13 protein-coding genes are annotated in these 17,207 nt (G+C 63.5%); all 13 read left to right on the top strand.

The genetic code is table 11. From position 1 onward, the window contains the following. Window position 1: 1 nt before the first annotated feature. A complete protein-coding gene (locus GUC32_RS14280) occupies window positions 2-1,870 on the top strand; it encodes a carbohydrate-binding protein CenC (protein WP_369435290.1) in 1,869 nt (622 codons plus the stop codon). Between the two features lie 292 nt (window positions 1,871-2,162). After that, window positions 2,163-5,924, top strand: coding sequence for a nitrate reductase subunit alpha (locus GUC32_RS14275; RefSeq protein ID WP_369435289.1), 3,762 nt, complete (start codon window positions 2,163-2,165; stop codon window positions 5,922-5,924). Beyond that, window positions 5,921-7,465 (top strand): nitrate reductase subunit beta, encoded by a 1,545-nt coding sequence (narH, locus tag GUC32_RS14270; RefSeq protein ID WP_025303201.1) that lies wholly within the window; start codon window positions 5,921-5,923, stop codon window positions 7,463-7,465. Before GUC32_RS14275 ends, narH begins: the two co-directional genes overlap by 4 nt. Continuing rightward, window positions 7,462-8,184 (top strand): nitrate reductase molybdenum cofactor assembly chaperone, encoded by a 723-nt coding sequence (gene narJ / locus GUC32_RS14265; RefSeq protein ID WP_025303200.1) that lies wholly within the window; start codon window positions 7,462-7,464, stop codon window positions 8,182-8,184. Before narH ends, narJ begins: the two co-directional genes overlap by 4 nt. 2 nt (window positions 8,185-8,186) lie before the next feature. Then, entirely contained in the window at window positions 8,187-8,864 is a 678-nt protein-coding gene (gene narI, locus GUC32_RS14260) for a respiratory nitrate reductase subunit gamma (protein WP_025303199.1), read from the top strand. Between the two features lie 273 nt (window positions 8,865-9,137). Next, on the top strand, window positions 9,138-10,145 hold the full coding sequence (locus GUC32_RS14255; RefSeq protein ID WP_049204102.1) for a 3-oxoacyl-[acyl-carrier-protein] synthase III C-terminal domain-containing protein: 1,008 nt from the start codon (window positions 9,138-9,140) through the stop codon (window positions 10,143-10,145). Next, window positions 10,142-11,158: an NAD(P)-dependent oxidoreductase gene (locus GUC32_RS14250; protein ID WP_025303197.1), complete on the top strand. Its 1,017-nt coding sequence runs from the start codon at window positions 10,142-10,144 to the stop codon at window positions 11,156-11,158. Before GUC32_RS14255 ends, GUC32_RS14250 begins: the two co-directional genes overlap by 4 nt. Then, window positions 11,151-11,957, top strand: a complete 807-nt coding sequence (locus GUC32_RS14245) for an MBL fold metallo-hydrolase (RefSeq protein ID WP_369435288.1) — start codon at window positions 11,151-11,153, stop codon at window positions 11,955-11,957. The genes GUC32_RS14250 and GUC32_RS14245 overlap by 8 nt, the downstream gene beginning before the upstream one ends. Then, the gene (locus tag GUC32_RS14240) at window positions 11,954-13,240 is read left to right on the top strand and encodes a F390 synthetase-related protein (protein ID WP_369435287.1); all 1,287 of its coding nucleotides are present in this window, start codon (window positions 11,954-11,956) and stop codon (window positions 13,238-13,240) included. Before GUC32_RS14245 ends, GUC32_RS14240 begins: the two co-directional genes overlap by 4 nt. Further along, entirely contained in the window at window positions 13,237-13,854 is a 618-nt protein-coding gene (locus GUC32_RS14235) for a phosphatase PAP2 family protein (RefSeq protein ID WP_060447828.1), read from the top strand. Before GUC32_RS14240 ends, GUC32_RS14235 begins: the two co-directional genes overlap by 4 nt. Next, window positions 13,851-14,984: a sterol desaturase family protein gene (locus GUC32_RS14230; RefSeq protein WP_369435286.1), complete on the top strand. Its 1,134-nt coding sequence runs from the start codon at window positions 13,851-13,853 to the stop codon at window positions 14,982-14,984. The genes GUC32_RS14235 and GUC32_RS14230 overlap by 4 nt, the downstream gene beginning before the upstream one ends. Further along, window positions 14,977-16,059 (top strand): acyl-CoA desaturase, encoded by a 1,083-nt coding sequence (locus GUC32_RS14225; protein ID WP_164100161.1) that lies wholly within the window; start codon window positions 14,977-14,979, stop codon window positions 16,057-16,059. The genes GUC32_RS14230 and GUC32_RS14225 overlap by 8 nt, the downstream gene beginning before the upstream one ends. After that, the gene (locus tag GUC32_RS14220; protein ID WP_193402276.1) at window positions 16,056-17,141 is read left to right on the top strand and encodes an acyl-CoA desaturase; all 1,086 of its coding nucleotides are present in this window, start codon (window positions 16,056-16,058) and stop codon (window positions 17,139-17,141) included. Before GUC32_RS14225 ends, GUC32_RS14220 begins: the two co-directional genes overlap by 4 nt. The last annotated feature ends 66 nt before the right edge of the window (window positions 17,142-17,207 follow it).

Genomic DNA, 17,207 nt, shown 5'->3' with positions numbered 1-17,207 from the left:
CATGAGGGGAATGTATCAGAGGGTGGCTCTGGGCTGTTGCGCCTTGTGGAGCGCTTCGGCTCTGGCGCAGAGCTGCCAACCCAATCTGTTGGCCAATCCCGGCTTTGAGCAGGGGCTCAGCGGCTGGCGCGCGCAGGGCGCACAGGGCGACGGCGATACGCACAGCGGCCGTGGCAGTTTGCGTTATGACAATGCAGATGCAGCGCAGTACCGTACCTTCAACCAGGCGCTGCAGGTTGTACCCGGGCAGACGATCGATTTCGGCGTCTGGCTCAAGACCCGCGGCGTACGCGGGCAAAGCCGCGACGGCGGCGCCGGGGTTTATCTGCAAAGCTTTGATGCGCAGGGGCGCTTTCTGGAAGGCAGCTATCCGGCTGGCGTGACCGGCGACAGCGGTTGGCGGCAGGTGAACGCCAGCTATACCGTGCCGCCGCAGGCGGCGCGAATCACTTTTGGCGTTTACCTGCGTAAGGGGAGCACCGGTACCGTCTGGTTTGACGACGCCTATGCGTGTACTCGAGCGCCTAAGCCGGCATTGTATCAGCTCGGCGCGTCGGCGCAGGGAAAGGTCGACACGCTGATAGTCACTGCGCAGCCGCAGCATTTGCAGGTCGATAGCGAATTGCTTAATGCCGAGGGGCAGGTTGTTCACCGTAGCCGCGACCGTTATCAAGTTGAAGGGCAGCGCCGTATCGAATACCCACTGCCGACCGGCCTGGCCCAGGGAGAGTACCGCCTGCGTCAGCAGGTCACCGGTCAGCAATCCCAGCCGGCACAGGGCAGCGAGCTGTCTTTTCGCGTTGGCCAGCCTGAGGCCAAAGTGGCGATCGACAGCAAAGGCTTTACCCTGCGCGATGGTCAACGGCTTTTCCCGTTGGGCATTTACGCCAACGTGGCTACCGATGAACATTTGGCGCGCATCGCCTCGGCGGGATTCAACACGGTGCTGAACTATGATTATGGGGAAAAGAAAGATCCTTACGACTTTTTCCGCAACGCACGCAAGCGCGGGCTGCTGGTCATTTACTCCGTCAAAGATCAGTACCGCGGCAGCCGTTTCGCGCCGGCCGTGCGCGGTGGCGACTACGCGGCGATGACGGCCTGGTACGTGCAGCGCTTGCGCTCTCAGCCCAACCTGCTCGCCTGGTACATCAACGATGAACTGGGGCCGGAATATCTCGATAAGATCGAGGAAAAAAACCTGCAAATAAAGCGGCTTGACGGCGATCACCCCACCTTCCAGGTGTTGAACAAAACCGGGGAGTTGGACGCCTACTTTAACAGCAGCGACATTTTGGCGACCGACCCTTACCCGGTGGGGAACGATCGCGATCTGACGCGCACTACGCGTTATACCGAACTGACGGTGCAGGCCGCCCGCCAGGCACGCGGGGCCTGGGTGGTGATGCAAATCATGGATCACGCCGCTTATGACGCCCGCCGCAAGCCACATCCGCCGTCAGAGGCGGAAATCCGCAACCAGGCCTGGCAGGCGCTGATCGGCGGCGCTAAGGGGCTGTTGTTTTATTCTTATACCGATCTGTTTTACAGGCGTAAAACCGGCCGCTTCGACCAACGGGAGTTTGACGCCACCTGGCGTGGCGTGGCTGCCGTGTCGCAGCAAATTGCCGCTTTCACCCCTTATCTGCTGACGGGAAAATCGACGCCGCTGGCGGGAAGCGACCCGCAAATGCCGGCGCGGATGTTTATTCTGGGCGATCGCGCCTTGCTGCTGGTAGCCAACCCCTACTATCGAGAGGGAAGCACCCGCTTGCGCCTTCCGGCGGGCTGGCGGCAGCAGGGAGAGGGCACGGAGGTCAAGCTGGCGTTGCCCGCAGTGGGCACCGCGACGCTGTGGCTTCAACGCTGAAAGCGACGAGTTAGCATCACGCGGGAGGTTTCTCCCGCGTCCTACCCCCAAATACCCCACCTTGCCCCCGCCCGTCAGTCTGTCATCATGAATTCCTGATTTATTCATTCAAATTCAATTAATTAAAGTTAAGTCTCGCACCTATACTTTGGTGGTATTTCATCCCCGACGCGCGCGTCGCCTCCCGCTTTCTCTTGATCGCAATCAATTTGCCGCCGGTTGGCCGTCAGTAGGCTGGCGGCAGATTGAGCATGTCTTCTTATAACGACAAGAGCCTTCAGGAGCATTCCGGATGAGCAAATTTTTAGACCGTTTCCGCTATTTCAAGCAGTTGGCGGAGCCTTTTTCTGGCGATCACGGCCAGACCTTGAACACCAACCGCGACTGGGAAGACGGCTACCGCAGCCGTTGGCAACACGACAAAGTGGTGCGTTCCACCCACGGCGTGAACTGCACCGGTTCCTGCAGTTGGAAGATCTACGTGAAGAATGGTCTGGTGACCTGGGAAACCCAGCAAACCGACTATCCGCGCACCCGTCCCGATCTGCCTAACCATGAACCGCGCGGCTGCCCGCGCGGCGCCAGCTACTCCTGGTATCTGTACAGCGCCAACCGGCTGAAATACCCGCTGATGCGCAAGCGTCTGCTCAAACTGTGGCGCGAAGCGAAAGCGCAGCACAGCGATCCGGTCGCGGCCTGGGGCTCTATCGTCGGCGATGCGGAAAAAGCCAAAAGCTACAAGGTGGCGCGCGGCCGCGGCGGTTTCGTCCGCTCCAGCTGGCAAGAGGTCAATGAACTGATCGCCGCCGCCAACGTCTATACCGCCAAAACCTTCGGCCCGGACCGCATTATCGGCTTTTCGCCGATCCCGGCGATGTCGATGGTGTCCTACGCCGCCGGCGCCCGCTACCTGTCGCTGATCGGCGGCGCCTGCCTGAGCTTCTACGATTGGTACTGCGATCTGCCGCCGGCCTCGCCGATGACCTGGGGCGAGCAGACCGACGTGCCGGAATCCGCCGACTGGTACAACTCCTCCTACATTATCGCCTGGGGCTCCAACGTGCCGCAGACGCGTACCCCGGACGCCCACTTCTTTACCGAAGTGCGTTACAAGGGCACCAAAACCGTGGCGGTGACGCCGGACTATGCCGAAGTCGCCAAGCTGTGCGACCACTGGCTGAATCCGAAGCAGGGCACCGACAGCGCGATGGCGCTGGCGATGGGCCACGTAATGCTGAAAGAGTTCCATCTCGACCGCGAAGTTGGCTACTTCCGCGACTATGTGCGCCGCTATACCGACATGCCGATGCTGGTGCTGCTGGAGCCGCGTGAAGGCGGCCACTACGCCGCCGGCCGCCTGCTGCGCGCCGCCGATCTGGTGGACGGATTGGGCCAGGAAAACAACCCCGAGTGGAAAACCGTCGCCATCGACAGCCACAGCGGCGATCTGGTGGCGCCGCAGGGTTCCATCGGTTTCCGCTGGGGCGAGAAGGGCAAGTGGAACCTGGAACAGCGCGAGGGCAAATCGCAACAGGAAGTCGAGCTGCAGCTCAGCCTGTTGGGCATGCATGACGACGTCGCCGAGGTGGGCTTCCCGTACTTCGGCGGAGCCGACAGCGAGCATTTCAACAGCGTGGCACTGGACGAGATCCTGCTGCACAAGCTGCCGGTGAAACGCCTGCGGCTGGCGGACGGCAGCGAAGCGCTGGTGACCAGCGTGTATGACCTGACGCTGGCCAATTACGGCCTGGAACGCGGGCTGGACGACGCCAACTGCGCCGCCGACTATGACGAGGTCAAGGCCTACAGCCCGGCCTGGGCCGAACAGATCACTGGCGTGTCGCGCCACAACATCATCCGCATTGCCCGCGAGTTCGCGGAAAACGCCGAGAAGACCCACGGCCGTTCGATGATCATCGTCGGTGCCGGCGTCAACCACTGGTATCACATGGACATGACCTACCGCGGCCTGATCAACATGCTGATCTTCTGCGGTTGCGTCGGCCAGAGCGGCGGCGGCTGGGCGCACTACGTCGGCCAGGAAAAACTGCGGCCGCAAACCGGCTGGCTGCCGCTGGCGTTTGGCCTCGACTGGCAGCGCCCGCCGCGCCACATGAACAGCACCTCGTTCTTCTACAACCATTCCAGCCAATGGCGCTATGAAACTGTCGGCACCGACGAGTTGCTGTCGCCGCTGGCGGACAAGTCGCGCTTCGGCGGCAGCCTGATCGACTTCAACGTGCGCGCCGAGCGCATGGGCTGGCTGCCGTCGGCGCCGCAGCTGGGCACCAATCCGTTGCGCCTGGCGGAGCAGGCCCGCGCCGCCGGCCAGTCACCGGTCGAGTTCACCGTCGACGGCCTGAAAAACGGCACGCTGGGCTTCGCCGCCGAGCAGCCGGACAATCCGCAGAACTTCCCGCGCAACCTGTTCGTCTGGCGCTCCAACCTGCTGGGGTCTTCCGGCAAGGGCCATGAGTACATGCTCAAATACCTGTTGGGCACCGAAAACGGCATCCAGGGGAAAGATCTCGGCCAGCAGGGCGGCGTGAAGCCACAGGAAGTGGAATGGCGCGAGCAGGGCGGCGAAGGCAAGCTGGATCTGGTGGTGACGCTCGATTTCCGCATGTCGAGCACCTGCCTGTACTCCGACGTGGTGCTGCCGACCGCCACCTGGTATGAAAAAGACGATATGAACACCTCCGACATGCACCCGTTCATCCATCCGCTGTCGGCGGCGGTCGATCCGGCCTGGGATTCGAAGAGCGACTGGGAGATTTACAAGGGCATCGCCAAGGCCTTCTCCGAAGTGTGCGTCGGCCATCTGGGCCAGGAAACCGACGTGGTGACCTTGCCTATCCAGCACGACTCCGCCGCCGAACTGGCACAGCCTTACGGCGTGCAGGACTGGAAGAAAGGCGAATGCGATCTGATCCCCGGCAAAACCGCGCCGCACATCATCGAGGTGGAACGCGATTACCCGGCCACCTACGAGCGCTTCACCTCGCTGGGGCCGCTGCTGGACAAACTGGGCAACGGCGGCAAGGGCATCAGTTGGAACACCCAAACCGAGGTCGACTTCCTCAAGCAGCTTAACTACGTCAAGGCCGACGGCCCGGCGGTAGGGCGGCCGAAGATCGAGAGCGCGATTGACGCGGCGGAAGTGATCCTGTCGCTGGCGCCGGAAACCAACGGCCAGGTGGCGGTAAAAGCCTGGGAGGCCCTGAGCAACGTCACCGGCCGCGATCACCGGCATCTGGCGCTGAACAAGGAAGACGAGAAAATTCGCTTCCGCGACATTCAGGCGCAGCCGCGCAAAATTATCTCCAGCCCGACCTGGTCCGGTCTGGAGGATGAACATGTTTCCTATAACGCCTGCTACACCAACGTGCACGAGTTGATCCCGTGGCGCACCCTCAGCGGCCGTCAACAGCTGTATCAGGACCATGAGTGGATGCGCGCCTTCGGTGAAAGCCTGCTGGTATACCGGCCACCGATCGACACCCGTGCCGCGCAGCCGCTGCTGAACAGCAAGCCGAACGGCAACAAGGAGAAGGCGCTGAACTTCCTGACGCCGCACCAGAAGTGGGGCATTCACTCCACCTACAGCGACAACCTGTTGATGCTGACGCTGTCGCGCGGTGGCCCGATCGTCTGGCTGAGCGAAGACGACGCCAAAGATCTGGGCATCGCGGACAACGACTGGATCGAGGCCTTCAACGCCAACGGCGCGCTGACGGCGCGCGCGGTGGTCAGCCAGCGTATCCCGGCCGGCATGACCATGATGTACCACGCGCAGGAGCGCATCGTGAACCTGCCGGGCTCGGAGATCACCAGCCAACGCGGCGGCATCCACAACTCGGTGACCCGCGCCTGTCCGAAGCCGACCCACATGATCGGCGGCTATGCGCAGTTGGCCTACGGCTTCAACTACTACGGCACCGTCGGCTCCAACCGCGACGAGTTCGTGGTGGTGCGCAAGATGAACCGCATTGATTGGTTGGACGACGAAGGCAACGACTACGCGCAGGGCAGTCAGCAGGAGAACAGCAAATGAAAATTCGTTCGCAAGTCGGCATGGTGCTGAATCTGGACAAGTGCATCGGTTGCCACACCTGTTCGGTCACCTGCAAAAACGTCTGGACCAGCCGTGAAGGCATGGAGTACGCCTGGTTCAATAACGTGGAAAGCAAGCCCGGCGTCGGGTATCCGCACGCCTGGGAAGATCAGGAAAAATGGAAGGGCGGCTGGATCCGTAAAATCAACGGCAAGCTGGAGCCGCGCATGGGCAGCCGCGTCGGCGTGTTGGCGAAAATCTTCGCCAACCCGGACGTGCCGGCGCTGGACGACTACTACGAGCCGTTCGATTACGACTACCAGCATCTGCACACCGCCAAACAGGGCAAACACCAGCCGGTGGCCCGCCCGCGCTCGCTGATTACCGGGCAGCGCATGAACAAGATCGAAAGCGGCCCGAACTGGGAGGAGATCCTCGGCGGGGAATTCGAAAAACGCTCGCAGGACAAGAACTTCGATAACCTGCAGAAGGCGATGTACGGCCAGTTCGAAAACACCTTCATGATGTACCTGCCGCGCCTGTGCGAGCACTGCCTCAACCCGGCCTGCGTCGCCACCTGCCCGAGCGGGGCGATCTACAAACGCGGCGAAGACGGCATCGTGCTGATCGACCAGGACAAGTGCCGCGGCTGGCGCATGTGCCTGACCGGCTGCCCGTACAAGAAAATCTATTTCAACTGGAAAAGCGGCAAGTCCGAGAAGTGCATCTTCTGTTACCCGCGTATCGAAGCCGGGCAGCCGACGGTCTGTTCGGAGACCTGCGTGGGCCGCATCCGCTATCTCGGCGTGCTGCTGTACGACGCCGATCGCATCGAGCAGGCGGCGGCGGTGGAGAACGACAAAGATCTGTATCAGAGCCAGCTCGATATCTTCCTCGATCCGCATGATCCTAAGGTGATTGCTCAGGCGCTGGCGGACGGCGTGCCGCAGGGCGTCATTGAAGCCGCCCAGCAGTCGCCGGTGTACAAAATGGCGATGGACTGGAAGCTGGCGCTGCCGCTGCACCCGGAATACCGCACGCTGCCGATGGTGTGGTACGTGCCGCCGTTGTCGCCGATTCAGTCCGCCGCCGACGCCGGCGAGCTGGCGCACAACGGCGTATTGCCGGACGTCGAGAGCCTGCGCATTCCGGTGCAGTATCTGGCGAATCTGCTGACCGCCGGCGATACCGAACCGGTACTGCTGGCGCTGAAGCGCATGCTGGCGATGCGCCACTACAAACGGGCGGAAACCGTCGACGGCGTGGTGGACACCAGCGCGCTGGAGCAGGTTGGCCTGAGCGAAGCGCAGGCGCAGGAGATGTATCGCTACCTGGCGATCGCCAACTATGAAGATCGCTTTGTGGTGCCGTCGAGCCACCGCGAACTGGCGCGCGAAGCCTTCCCGGAAAGCAAGGGGTGCGGCTTCAGCTTCGGCGACGGCTGCCACGGCAGCGATGGCAAGTTCAATCTGTTCAACAGCCGCCGTATCGACGCCATCGACGTGACCGCGAAAACCGCGCGGCCGGAGGATGCCTCATGATCAGCCTGAAAGTGATCGCCCGCCTGCTGGATTATCCGGAGCAGGTGCTGTTTGACCATCAGCAGGCGCTGATCGAAGCGCTGGAGCCGGCCAGCGAGCTGGATCTGCACCACAGCGCGCAGCTGATTCTGTTTATCCGCCGCCTGTGCGCGCGCCCGTTGCTGGATGCTCAGGCTGACTATTGCGAGCTGTTCGATCGCGGCCGCGCCACCTCGCTGCTGCTGTTTGAGCACGTGCACGGTGAGTCGCGCGATCGCGGCCAGGCGATGGTTGACCTGATGGCGCAGTACCGCACCGCCGGGCTGGAGATCGACAGCCGCGAGCTGCCGGACTTCCTGCCGCTGTACCTGGAGTATTTGGCCAGCCGCAGCGCGGCGCAGGCGCGGGAAGGGCTGCAGGACATCGCGCCGATCCTGGCGCTGCTGGGCGCGCGCTTGCAACAGCGTGAAAGCCCGTACGCGGTGCTGTTCGATCTGCTGCTGGCGCTGTCCGGCAGCGAGGTGCAGGCCCAGGCGCTGGAGACCCAGGTGGCGCAAGAGGCGCGCGACGATACGCCGCAGGCGCTGGATGCGGTGTGGGAAGAGGAGCAGGTCAAGTTTCTCGGCGAACAGGGCTGCGCCTCCGCCCAGCAGACGGCGCACCAGCGGCGCTTCGCCGGCGCGGTGGCGCCACAGTATCTGGATCTGACGGATGCGTTAACCGGAACCAAAGGACGCTAATCATGCAATTTTTGAATCAGTTCTTCTTCGATATCTACCCTTATCTGGCCGGCGCGGTATTCCTGATCGGCAGCTGGTTGCGTTACGACTACGGGCAGTACAGCTGGCGCGCCGGCTCCAGCCAGATGCTGGATAAAAAGGGCATGCGGCTGGCGTCCAACCTGTTCCACATCGGGATTATCGGCATCTTCGCGGGCCACTTCCTCGGCATGCTGACGCCGCACTGGATGTATGAGGCCTTCCTGCCGATCGACGTGAAGCAGAAGCTGGCGATGATCGCCGGCGGCGCCTGCGGCCTGATGACGCTGATCGGCGGCGCGCTGTTGCTGAAGCGCCGGTTGACCAACCCACGGGTGCGCGCCACCAGCAGCTTCGCCGACATCATGATCCTGACGTTGCTGGTGGTGCAGGTGTGTCTGGGGCTGCTGACCATTCCGTTCTCCGCCCAGCATATGGACGGCAGCGAAATGATGAAGCTGGTGGCCTGGGCGCAGGCGGTAGTGACCTTCCACGCCGGCGCCTCTGCGCACCTGGAAGGGGTGGCGATTATCTTCAAACTGCACATGGTGCTGGGCATGACGCTGTTCGTGCTGTTCCCGTTCTGCCGCCTGGTGCATATCTGGAGTGCGCCGGTAGAGTACCTGACCCGCCGTTATCAGCTGGTGCGCAACCGCCGCTGAGCCTGACCCCGCCGCCGCCGATCGCCAGCGGCGGCGCTATTCCGATAATTCCCCCGCCGTCTGCCCATTCTCGCCGCCTTGTCGTAAACTAATTATCTCAGTCATGTTACGCTTATGCTTCCGCCGACGGACGTCGGCCCGTGGTAGCCGATAACAAGAGATACCGCCTTGATGAAAGGCATTTTGGGACATAAAAACCGGGGATGATCCGCGCGGCCTTCGTGCCGTGCGGGAGAATCGCTTTATGGATAGTCAGGTTAATCAATAACAATAATGACCACACAATGTCGCTCACCCGAGCTGTTGCCTCTGAAAATCATTGCCACCGGGGCCGCGTTGCCGCCCAACCGCGTGGCGTCTTCTACGCTCGACGCTCGCCTGGGGAAACCGGCCGGCTACGTTGAAAAACGCTCGGGTATCGTTTGCCGCTATCACGCCGCCGACGATGCCAGCCAGGCCGAACTCGCTGCCGCTGCGCTGCAAGATGCGCTGGCTCGCCACGCCATCCCGGCAGCTTCCATTGACCTGCTGATCTCCGCCTCGGCGATATCGGTGCAGGCGCTGCCATGCACCGCCGCGCATATTCTCAAGGTGGCGGGGCTGGCGGCGGGCACGCCGGGCTTCGACATCAACAGCAGCTGCGTCAGCTTTATCTCTGCGCTGCAGGTAGCGGCGGGGCTGTTGAACGCCGGGACGTATCGGCGTATCGCCATCGTTTCGGCGGATCTCGCTTCACGCGGCATCGACTGGCAGCACGAAGAGTCGTCGCTGATTTTCGGCGATGGCGCCGCCTGTGCCATTGTGGAGTGCGGCGACGGCGCCAGCGGTATCCTCGCCAGCCTGGTGGAAACCTATCCCGCCGGGAGCGAACTGTGCGAGATCCGCGCCGGCGGTACGCGTCGTAACCCGCGCGCCGGCATGTGTGAGCAAGACTTCCTGTTCCATATGCAGGGCAAGCCGCTGTTCCGTCAGGCGTCGGCGCTGATTGAGGGCTACCTCGACCGGCTGCTGAACGCCAGCGGCCTGACCCTGGCCCAGATCGCCACCGTGGTGCCGCATCAGGCCAGCCATCTGTCGCTCGAACATATGCGCAAGCGGCTGCACGTCTCCAGCGAGGCGCTGGTCGACATCTACCGCCATCATGGCAATCAGGTGGCGGCGTCCATCCCGACGGCGCTGCATGCCGCTGCGACCACCGGGCGCTTCAATCCCGGTCAGCCGGTGATGCTGATCGGCACCGCCGCCGGGCTGGCGCTGGCCGGCATGGTGTTGCTGCCATGAGGGTGCTGGTCACCGGGGCGACCAGCGGGCTGGGACGCAACGCGGCGCAGTGGTTGCTGGAGGCCGGACATCAGGTGCGCGCCACCGGCCGCGATGAGCGGGCCGGCGCAACGCTGCGCCGGCTGGGCGCCGAGTTTTGCGCGCTCGATCTGGCGCAGGCCACGCCGCAGCAGTGCCGGGAGCTGGTGACCGACTGCGAGTGGGTGTGGCACTGTGCGGCCAAGTCTTCGCCCTGGGGCAGCAAGGCGGAATTTCACCGCATCAACGCCGCGGCGACGGAGAAGCTGGCGGAGGCGGCGGGGCGCTGCGGCGTGCGGCGCTTCGTGCATATCTCCACGCCGGCAATCTACTTCGATTTTCAGCCGCATTACGATCTTGACGAGGGTTACCGCGCCCGGCGCTTCGCCAATCACTATGCCGCCAGCAAGTATGCGGCCGAACAGCGCCTGTTGGCGCAGGCGAAGATCTATCCGCAAACCACCTACATTATGCTGCGGCCGCGCGGCCTGTTTGGCCCGCACGATCGGGTGATCGTGCCGCGGCTGTTGCAGCAGCTCGAACGCGATCGCGGCGTATTGCGATTGCCCGGCGGCGGACAGGCATTGCTGGATCTGACCTTTGCCCCCAATGTGGTGCACGCCATGGAGCTGGCCAGCCGGCAGCGCGGATTGCCGTCCGGCGCCGTGTACAACATCACCAATCACCAACCGCAGCGGCTGGCGGACATGCTGGATGCGCTGCTGCGTCAGGCGCTGGGGCTGAGTTACCGGCTGCAGGCCGTGCCCTATCCGCTGCTGCATTCGCTGGCCGGCGGCATGGAGCTGTGGGCAAGCCTGAGCGGCAAGGAACCGATGCTGACGCGCTACAGCGTGGCGGCGGTGCACTTCGACATGACCCTGAGCCAGACCCGCGCGATCGAAGAACTGGGCTATCGGCCGCGTTACTCGATGGAAGAGGGGATCCGCCTGACCGGCGAGTGGCTGCGGCAGCAAGGAGGCGGACAACATGGCTAAAGTCACCGTTTTTGAAGTGGGCTATTGCACGCATATCGGCTGCATGGCGCTGCGCGGTGCCGGGTTCCGGGTGTGCAAATTCCCGGCGCGCGCCTATCTGCTGGAGGTAGGGGAGCGCCGCTGGCTGTGGGATACCGGCTACGCGCATTATTTTCAGCAGCACACGCAGTCGGGGCTGTTCAGCCTTTACCGCCGCATGACGCCGGTCTATTTCGATCCCGCCGAGTCGTTGGCACACCAGCTGCGCGAAGCCGGTTACACCGAAGGTGACATCCAGGCGCTGATCGTCTCGCATTTTCACGCGGATCACATCGCCGGGCTGCAGGATTTCAGCCAACTCGATTTTATTTGCTCTGGTGAAGGCTGGCAGCAAACCCGTGGGCTGCGCGGTTTTGCGGCGCTGAAGCGCGCCTTTATTCCCGGCCTGATCCCGGCGGGCTTCGAGAGCCGCCTGCAGTTTATGGAGGCTTTTCCCTCGGTGGCGTTGCCCGCGCTGCTGGCGCCGTTCGATCGCGGTTACGCGCTGCCGGGCAGCGAAGGGCAGATCGTGCTGGTGCCGCTGCCGGGGCATGCGGCCGGCCATATCGGCGCCTTTATCCTCACCGATGCCGGTTGGACACTGCTGGCCAGCGACGCCGCCTGGTCGCCGCAGAGCTACCAGACGCTGCGCGGGCCTTCGCGCCTGGCCAATCTGGTGATGGACGACGCGGCGGCGTACACCCGCACGCTGGAGCGGCTCAACCAGCTGTGGGCGGGCGGCCAGGTCAACATTTTGCTGTGTCATGAGGGGGACCTGTGATCCCCTTCATGACCCTTTGGCACTATTTTCGCGCCCGACGCCTGCGCTTTGGCGATCGTGCGGCGCTGGAGGCGTATCAGGCCCGGCAGCTCACGGGCTTTGCCCGCCGGGCGCTGAGCAAGAGCCCCTATTTTCAGCGGTTCAGCCGCCGGCCGTTCGCCGAATGGCCGCAGATGGACAAGGCGCTGATGATGGCGCAGTTCGACCGGATGAATACCGCCGGGCTGCAGCGCGATGCGGTGCTGGCCTGCGCGCAGCGCAGCGAGGCGGATCGCGATTTCACGCCGAAGATCGGGCGCTACAGCGTCGGATTGTCGTCCGGCACCTCCGGGCAGCGCGGCGTGTTTGTCGTCAGCCCGCGCGAACAGCAGGTGTGGGCCGGCGGCATGCTGGCGAAAATGCTGCCGGACGGGCTGTTGGCCGGCGAGCGCGTTGCGCTGTTTCTGCGGGCGGACAATAACCTCTATCACAGCGTGAACAACCGTTGGCTGAGCCTGGCGTTTTACGATCTGCTCGCGCCGTTCAATGCGCATCTGCCCGCCTTGGAACGGCAGGCGCCCAGCATCATCGTGGCGCCGGCGCAGGTGCTGCGCGCCCTGGCGCTGGCGGTGCTGGCCGGGCAGGTGACGCTGCCGGTCAAAAAAGTGATCTCGGTCGCCGAGGTGCTTGAAGAACAGGATCGCCGCCTGCTGATGCAGGTGTTTCCGGCGGTTGGCGAAGTGTATCAGGCCACCGAGGGGTTCCTGGCCGCGACCTGCGCGCACGGCACGCTGCATCTGAACGAAGAGTTTTTGCATATCGAACCGCAGTGGATTGACGAACTGCACTTCACGCCGCTGATCACCGACTTTACCCGCAGTACGCAGCCGATCGTGCGCTATCGGCTGGATGATGTATTGGTGCTGCGCCAGGAACCCTGCCCATGCGGGCAACCGACGCGGGCGATTGCGCGTATCGAAGGGCGGCGCGACGATCAGCTGATGTTACCCGATGCGCAGCGGCAACCGCAGGCGGTGTTCGCCGATGCCTGCAGCCGGACGATCGCCAATGCGTTGCCGCTGACCAGCGATTACCGCCTGATCCAGCGCGGCGAGCAGCGGCTGGAGCTGATTGCCGATTGCAGCCAAGCGGAATTGGCGCACTGCCAGGCGCAGCTGATCGCACTGTTCGCCCGTCAGGGCATCGCCACCGAGCGGCTCGAATGGCGGCTGACGACGCAGGCGGTGCTGCCGCAGTTCGATCGCAAGCGGCGGCGCATCGTGCGCCAGGCGGAGGAGGCATGAAAAGCGCACTGTTCAGGCTATGGCACATGCTGCTGGGATGGGGCACGGTCGGCGTGGTGTATAGCCTGACCGATCGCCTGCAGGGGGCGGGAACCCTGTTGCCGCCGTCGGCGCTTGACCGGGCGATCCCGTTTAACCCGGCGGCCATTTGGCTCTATCTGTCGTTTTTTCTCATCGTCCCGGCTGGCTATTTGCTGGCGCCGCTGCGGCGAATCAAATGGCTGACGCTGGCGATGCAGCTGACGGCGCTGGGCGCCGGAGCGGTTTACCTGCTGTGGCCGACCACCATGGCCTATCCGCAGAACGATGGCGTTGGGATCAGCGCGCAGCTGCTGGCGGCGTTAACGCAGGTGGATTCGGCGCAGAACTGCCTGCCGTCGTTGCACATGGCGCTGACGGTGCTGGCGGTGTGGGCGCTGAGCGACGGCGAGCGCAAAATGCGGACGGCGCTGTGGATGCTGTGGGGCGTGGCGATCGCGTTCTCCATTCTGCAGCTGCGCCGTCACTTGTTTGTCGATTTGGCAGGTGGCGCCTTGCTGGCGCTATGCGCCGGTGGGCTGGCGCTGCGTATAAAGGCCCTGCGCAGGCGCGTGGTTAAAGGAGAAATGGGATGAGCGATCTGGCGTTGCCGATAGTGTTCATGCTGTTCATCGTGGTGGCCGAGGCGGTGGCGCTGCAGTGGGGGCGCCGTGAGCCGGTCAACTGGCACGATCTGGTGTTCAACCTGAACTCCGGCCATATCATGCTGTGGCTGTTCCGCGGGCTGGAGATCACCTGCTACGGCTACGTGGCCGCGCATTTCAGCCTGGGGCTGCTGGACGCCTGGCCGCCGCTGCTGATGTGGCTGTTCGCCCTGCTGGCGTGGGACTTCGGTTTCTACTGGCTGCATCGCCTGCACCACCGCTTCCGCGTGCTGTGGGCGGTACACGTGGTGCACCACCAGGGGGAGCACTTCAACCTGTCGCTGGGGGTGCGCAACTCCTGGTATTCGTCGCTGACGTCGATCCCGTTCTTTTTGCTGCTGGCGCTGGCGGGCGTGCCGCTGTCGGTGTTCGTCGCGGTGTCGATTTTTCACTACAGCATTCAGCTGTTTAACCACAATGCGCTGACGCCGAAGCTGGGCGTGCTGGAAAAAATCCTGGTCACGCCAGCGCACCACCGGGTGCACCACGTCAAGGACATGGCGTATTCCAATAAGAACTTCGGCGGCAGCTTTATCTTTTGGGACAAGCTGTTCGGCACCTTCTGCCCGGCGTTGCCGACCACGCCGTTCAGCTATGGCGTCAGCGGTGACAGGCCGTCTGCCAACCCGTTCTGGGCGAGTAATCTGCCGTTCCTGCGCTATTTGCGTCTGACATGGCGCCCGGCGCCGGGCCGACCACGCGACCGCCGTTCGGCTCTCAGCGTATTCAGCGGCGCCATGCTGTTGTTCACGCTGGTGGTCGGCTACGTCTACCAATACGGCTATGGTTACGGCGACATCAGCTGGCCGCAAGTGGCGCTGCTGGTGCTGCTGGCGTTGGGATCGGTAGCGCTGGGCGGCATGACGGAAGGGCGGCCGTGGGCGAGCGCCGTCTGGCTGCTGATCGCGCTGGGCATGCCGCTGCTGTTTATCGGCTATCTTGGCTGGCCGCAGCGCTATTGGCATATCGCCATGGCCGCCGTGGCGCTGCATGCCCTGTGCATCGCGCTGGGCTGGGGGCGAGTGGCCGCATCGGCCGCCGTGGAGGAACCGCATGGCTGAGTCATTGCCGCCGCTGCGTTTTCCCGCCGATGGCGAGCAGGCGTTTCATCGCGATCTTAAGCGCGCGGCGCACGCCTGCCTGGCGGGCGATCATCGCTATGCCGATGCCGCGCGGCTGGTCAAGGCCGCGCTGTTGTTGGTGTTGTGCGCCGGGTTTTACGCGCTCAGCCTGATGCAGCATCAGCCATGGGCGTTTTTCCTTTGCTATTTCCTGTTCGTGACCATGGGTATGCTGCTCAATGTCAACGTCAACCACGATGCTTCGCATAACGCTTTCCTGCGTGCGCCCTGGGCCAATCGGCTGGTGGGGCGGTTGGTGACGCTGCCGCTGGGCGTCGATCCGGACTATTGGCGCACGCGGCATGTGGATTACCACCACGTTTACGCCAACGTCGAACATTACGATCTGGATACCGAAGAGAACGGCTTTTTCCGCCAGACACCGTTCCAGCGCTGGCGACCCCATATGCGCTATCAGCATCTGTACTGGCCGCTGATCGCCGCGCTCTCGCTGCCCTATATCGCCTGGATTTTCGATTGGTCCGATCGGCTCGATAAAACGCCGCTGCGGGAAAAACGCGTGCTGGCGGGGCGCGGCGGTTGGACGCTGTTCGTGCTGTGCAAGCTCGCGCATCTGGCGCTGGTGCTGGTGGTGCCGCTGATCGTGGGCCACCTGCACGGCATCGGCTGGGGCTGGGTGCTGTTGGCTTACGCGCTCAGCCAGATGTGTGCCTCGCTGCTGGTGGTGTTCCTGCTGCTGGGCACCCATTGGGCGCAGGCCGAGTTTTACCCTGCGCCGACGGGCGACAGCATGCCGCAAGGCTGGTACCGACACAATTTCGCCACCGCCTGCGACTGGCAGCCCGAACCGCGCTGGCTGGAGCACCTGACCGGCGGACTGAACTATCACCTGACCCATCACCTGTTTCCCGGTTGGAATCACCGCCACTATCCGGCGCTGGCCGCCGCGGTGGCGGAAGTGGCACAGCGGCACGGCATGGCGTACCGCTGCATCGGCTATCGCGAACTGCTGGCGCAGCAACAGCGCTTCTTGCGGCGGATGGGGCAGCCATGAAACCGCTGCGTCCGTTGGCCTATCGGCGCGACGACAGCGGGTTGCATCGCGCGCTGATGCAGGCCGCCCAGCACTATCTGGCGGCCAACGGCGATCACCGTTTCGCCGACGGCGGCATGCTGGCGAAGGTGACGCTGCTGCTGGCACTGTGCGGCCTGTGTTACGGGCTGAGCCTGCAGCAGCAAAACGGCTGGGCGTTTTTCGCCTGCTATTTCGGTTTTATCTTTATCGGCATGTTCCTGACGGTGAACGTGGTGCACGACGCTTCGCACAACGCGTTTTTCCGTCGGCCCCGGGCCAACCGTTGGCTGAACGCCCTGGTGAGTGTGCCGCTGGGGCTGGACCCCGACTGCTGGCGCGTGCGGCACGTGCTGTTCCACCATGCCCATAACAATATCGAACATTACGATCCCGACATCGACGCCAACGGCGTGCTGCGGCAAACGCCGTTCCAGCGCTGGCGCCCCTTTATGCGCGCGCAGCGTTACTATTGGCCGCTGGTGGCGGCGCTGACGTTCCCGTACTACATCTGGTTGTTCGATTGGCTGGACAGGGCGGGCCGCACCCGCGTGGCGGCGCGCATGGCGCAGCAGGGCGTGCGTGGCTGGTGCGGGTTTCTGGCGGGTAAGGCGGCACACCTGCTGCTGGCGCTGGCGATCCCATGCTGGCTGCTGCCGCCGGCTATCGGCATCGGGCAAATTCTGCTGGTCTATTTGCTGAGCCAGATGCTTTCTTCCTTGCTGTTCGTGATGTTGATCATCGGCACCCACTGGGCCAAGGCCAACTTTTATCAGGCGCCAGCGCAGGGCACGATGCCGCACGGCTGGTATCACCACGTGTTCGCCACCACCTTCGACTGGCTGACCCGGCCGCGTTGGCTGGGGTACTGGCTCGGCGGGGCGAACCTGCATTTGACGCATCATCTGTTCCCGCACTGGAGCCACCGCCATTACCCGGCGCTGAGCCGCATCATCGGCGAGGTGGCGCCGCGTTTCGGCATCGACTACCGCCTGCTGGAACTGGAGGAGCTGTTGCGTCTGCAGCAACGCTTCCTCAGCGCGATGGGCCGCAAGCCGCACTAGCGTTGCATGCGGATTGTGCGAGGCGTTACGCAGTTCACTAATTGAACGATATTTGCCCTTCCAGTA

It is taken from the genome of Serratia sp. NGAS9 (assembly GCF_009905295.1).
Lineage (GTDB): Bacteria > Pseudomonadota > Gammaproteobacteria > Enterobacterales > Enterobacteriaceae > Serratia > Serratia bockelmannii.
The sequence above is the reverse complement of the archived record's forward strand: the minus strand, read 5'-3'. Positions and strand labels throughout refer to the sequence as shown.

Bases quoted from the DNA above. Each gene is read 5' to 3' on its own strand.
- GUC32_RS14280 (WP_369435290.1), top strand. From the start codon at position 2: ATGAGGGGAATGTATCAGAGGGTGGCTCTGGGCTGTTGCGCCTTGTGG.
- GUC32_RS14275 (WP_369435289.1), top strand. From the start codon at position 2,163: ATGAGCAAATTTTTAGACCGTTTCCGCTATTTCAAGCAGTTGGCGGAG.
- narH (WP_025303201.1), top strand. From the start codon at position 5,921: ATGAAAATTCGTTCGCAAGTCGGCATGGTGCTGAATCTGGACAAGTGC.
- narJ (WP_025303200.1), top strand. From the start codon at position 7,462: ATGATCAGCCTGAAAGTGATCGCCCGCCTGCTGGATTATCCGGAGCAG.
- narI (WP_025303199.1), top strand. From the start codon at position 8,187: ATGCAATTTTTGAATCAGTTCTTCTTCGATATCTACCCTTATCTGGCC.
- GUC32_RS14255 (WP_049204102.1), top strand. From the start codon at position 9,138: ATGACCACACAATGTCGCTCACCCGAGCTGTTGCCTCTGAAAATCATT.
- GUC32_RS14250 (WP_025303197.1), top strand. From the start codon at position 10,142: ATGAGGGTGCTGGTCACCGGGGCGACCAGCGGGCTGGGACGCAACGCG.
- GUC32_RS14245 (WP_369435288.1), top strand. From the start codon at position 11,151: ATGGCTAAAGTCACCGTTTTTGAAGTGGGCTATTGCACGCATATCGGC.
- GUC32_RS14235 (WP_060447828.1), top strand. From the start codon at position 13,237: ATGAAAAGCGCACTGTTCAGGCTATGGCACATGCTGCTGGGATGGGGC.
- GUC32_RS14230 (WP_369435286.1), top strand. From the start codon at position 13,851: ATGAGCGATCTGGCGTTGCCGATAGTGTTCATGCTGTTCATCGTGGTG.
- GUC32_RS14225 (WP_164100161.1), top strand. From the start codon at position 14,977: ATGGCTGAGTCATTGCCGCCGCTGCGTTTTCCCGCCGATGGCGAGCAG.
- GUC32_RS14220 (WP_193402276.1), top strand. From the start codon at position 16,056: ATGAAACCGCTGCGTCCGTTGGCCTATCGGCGCGACGACAGCGGGTTG.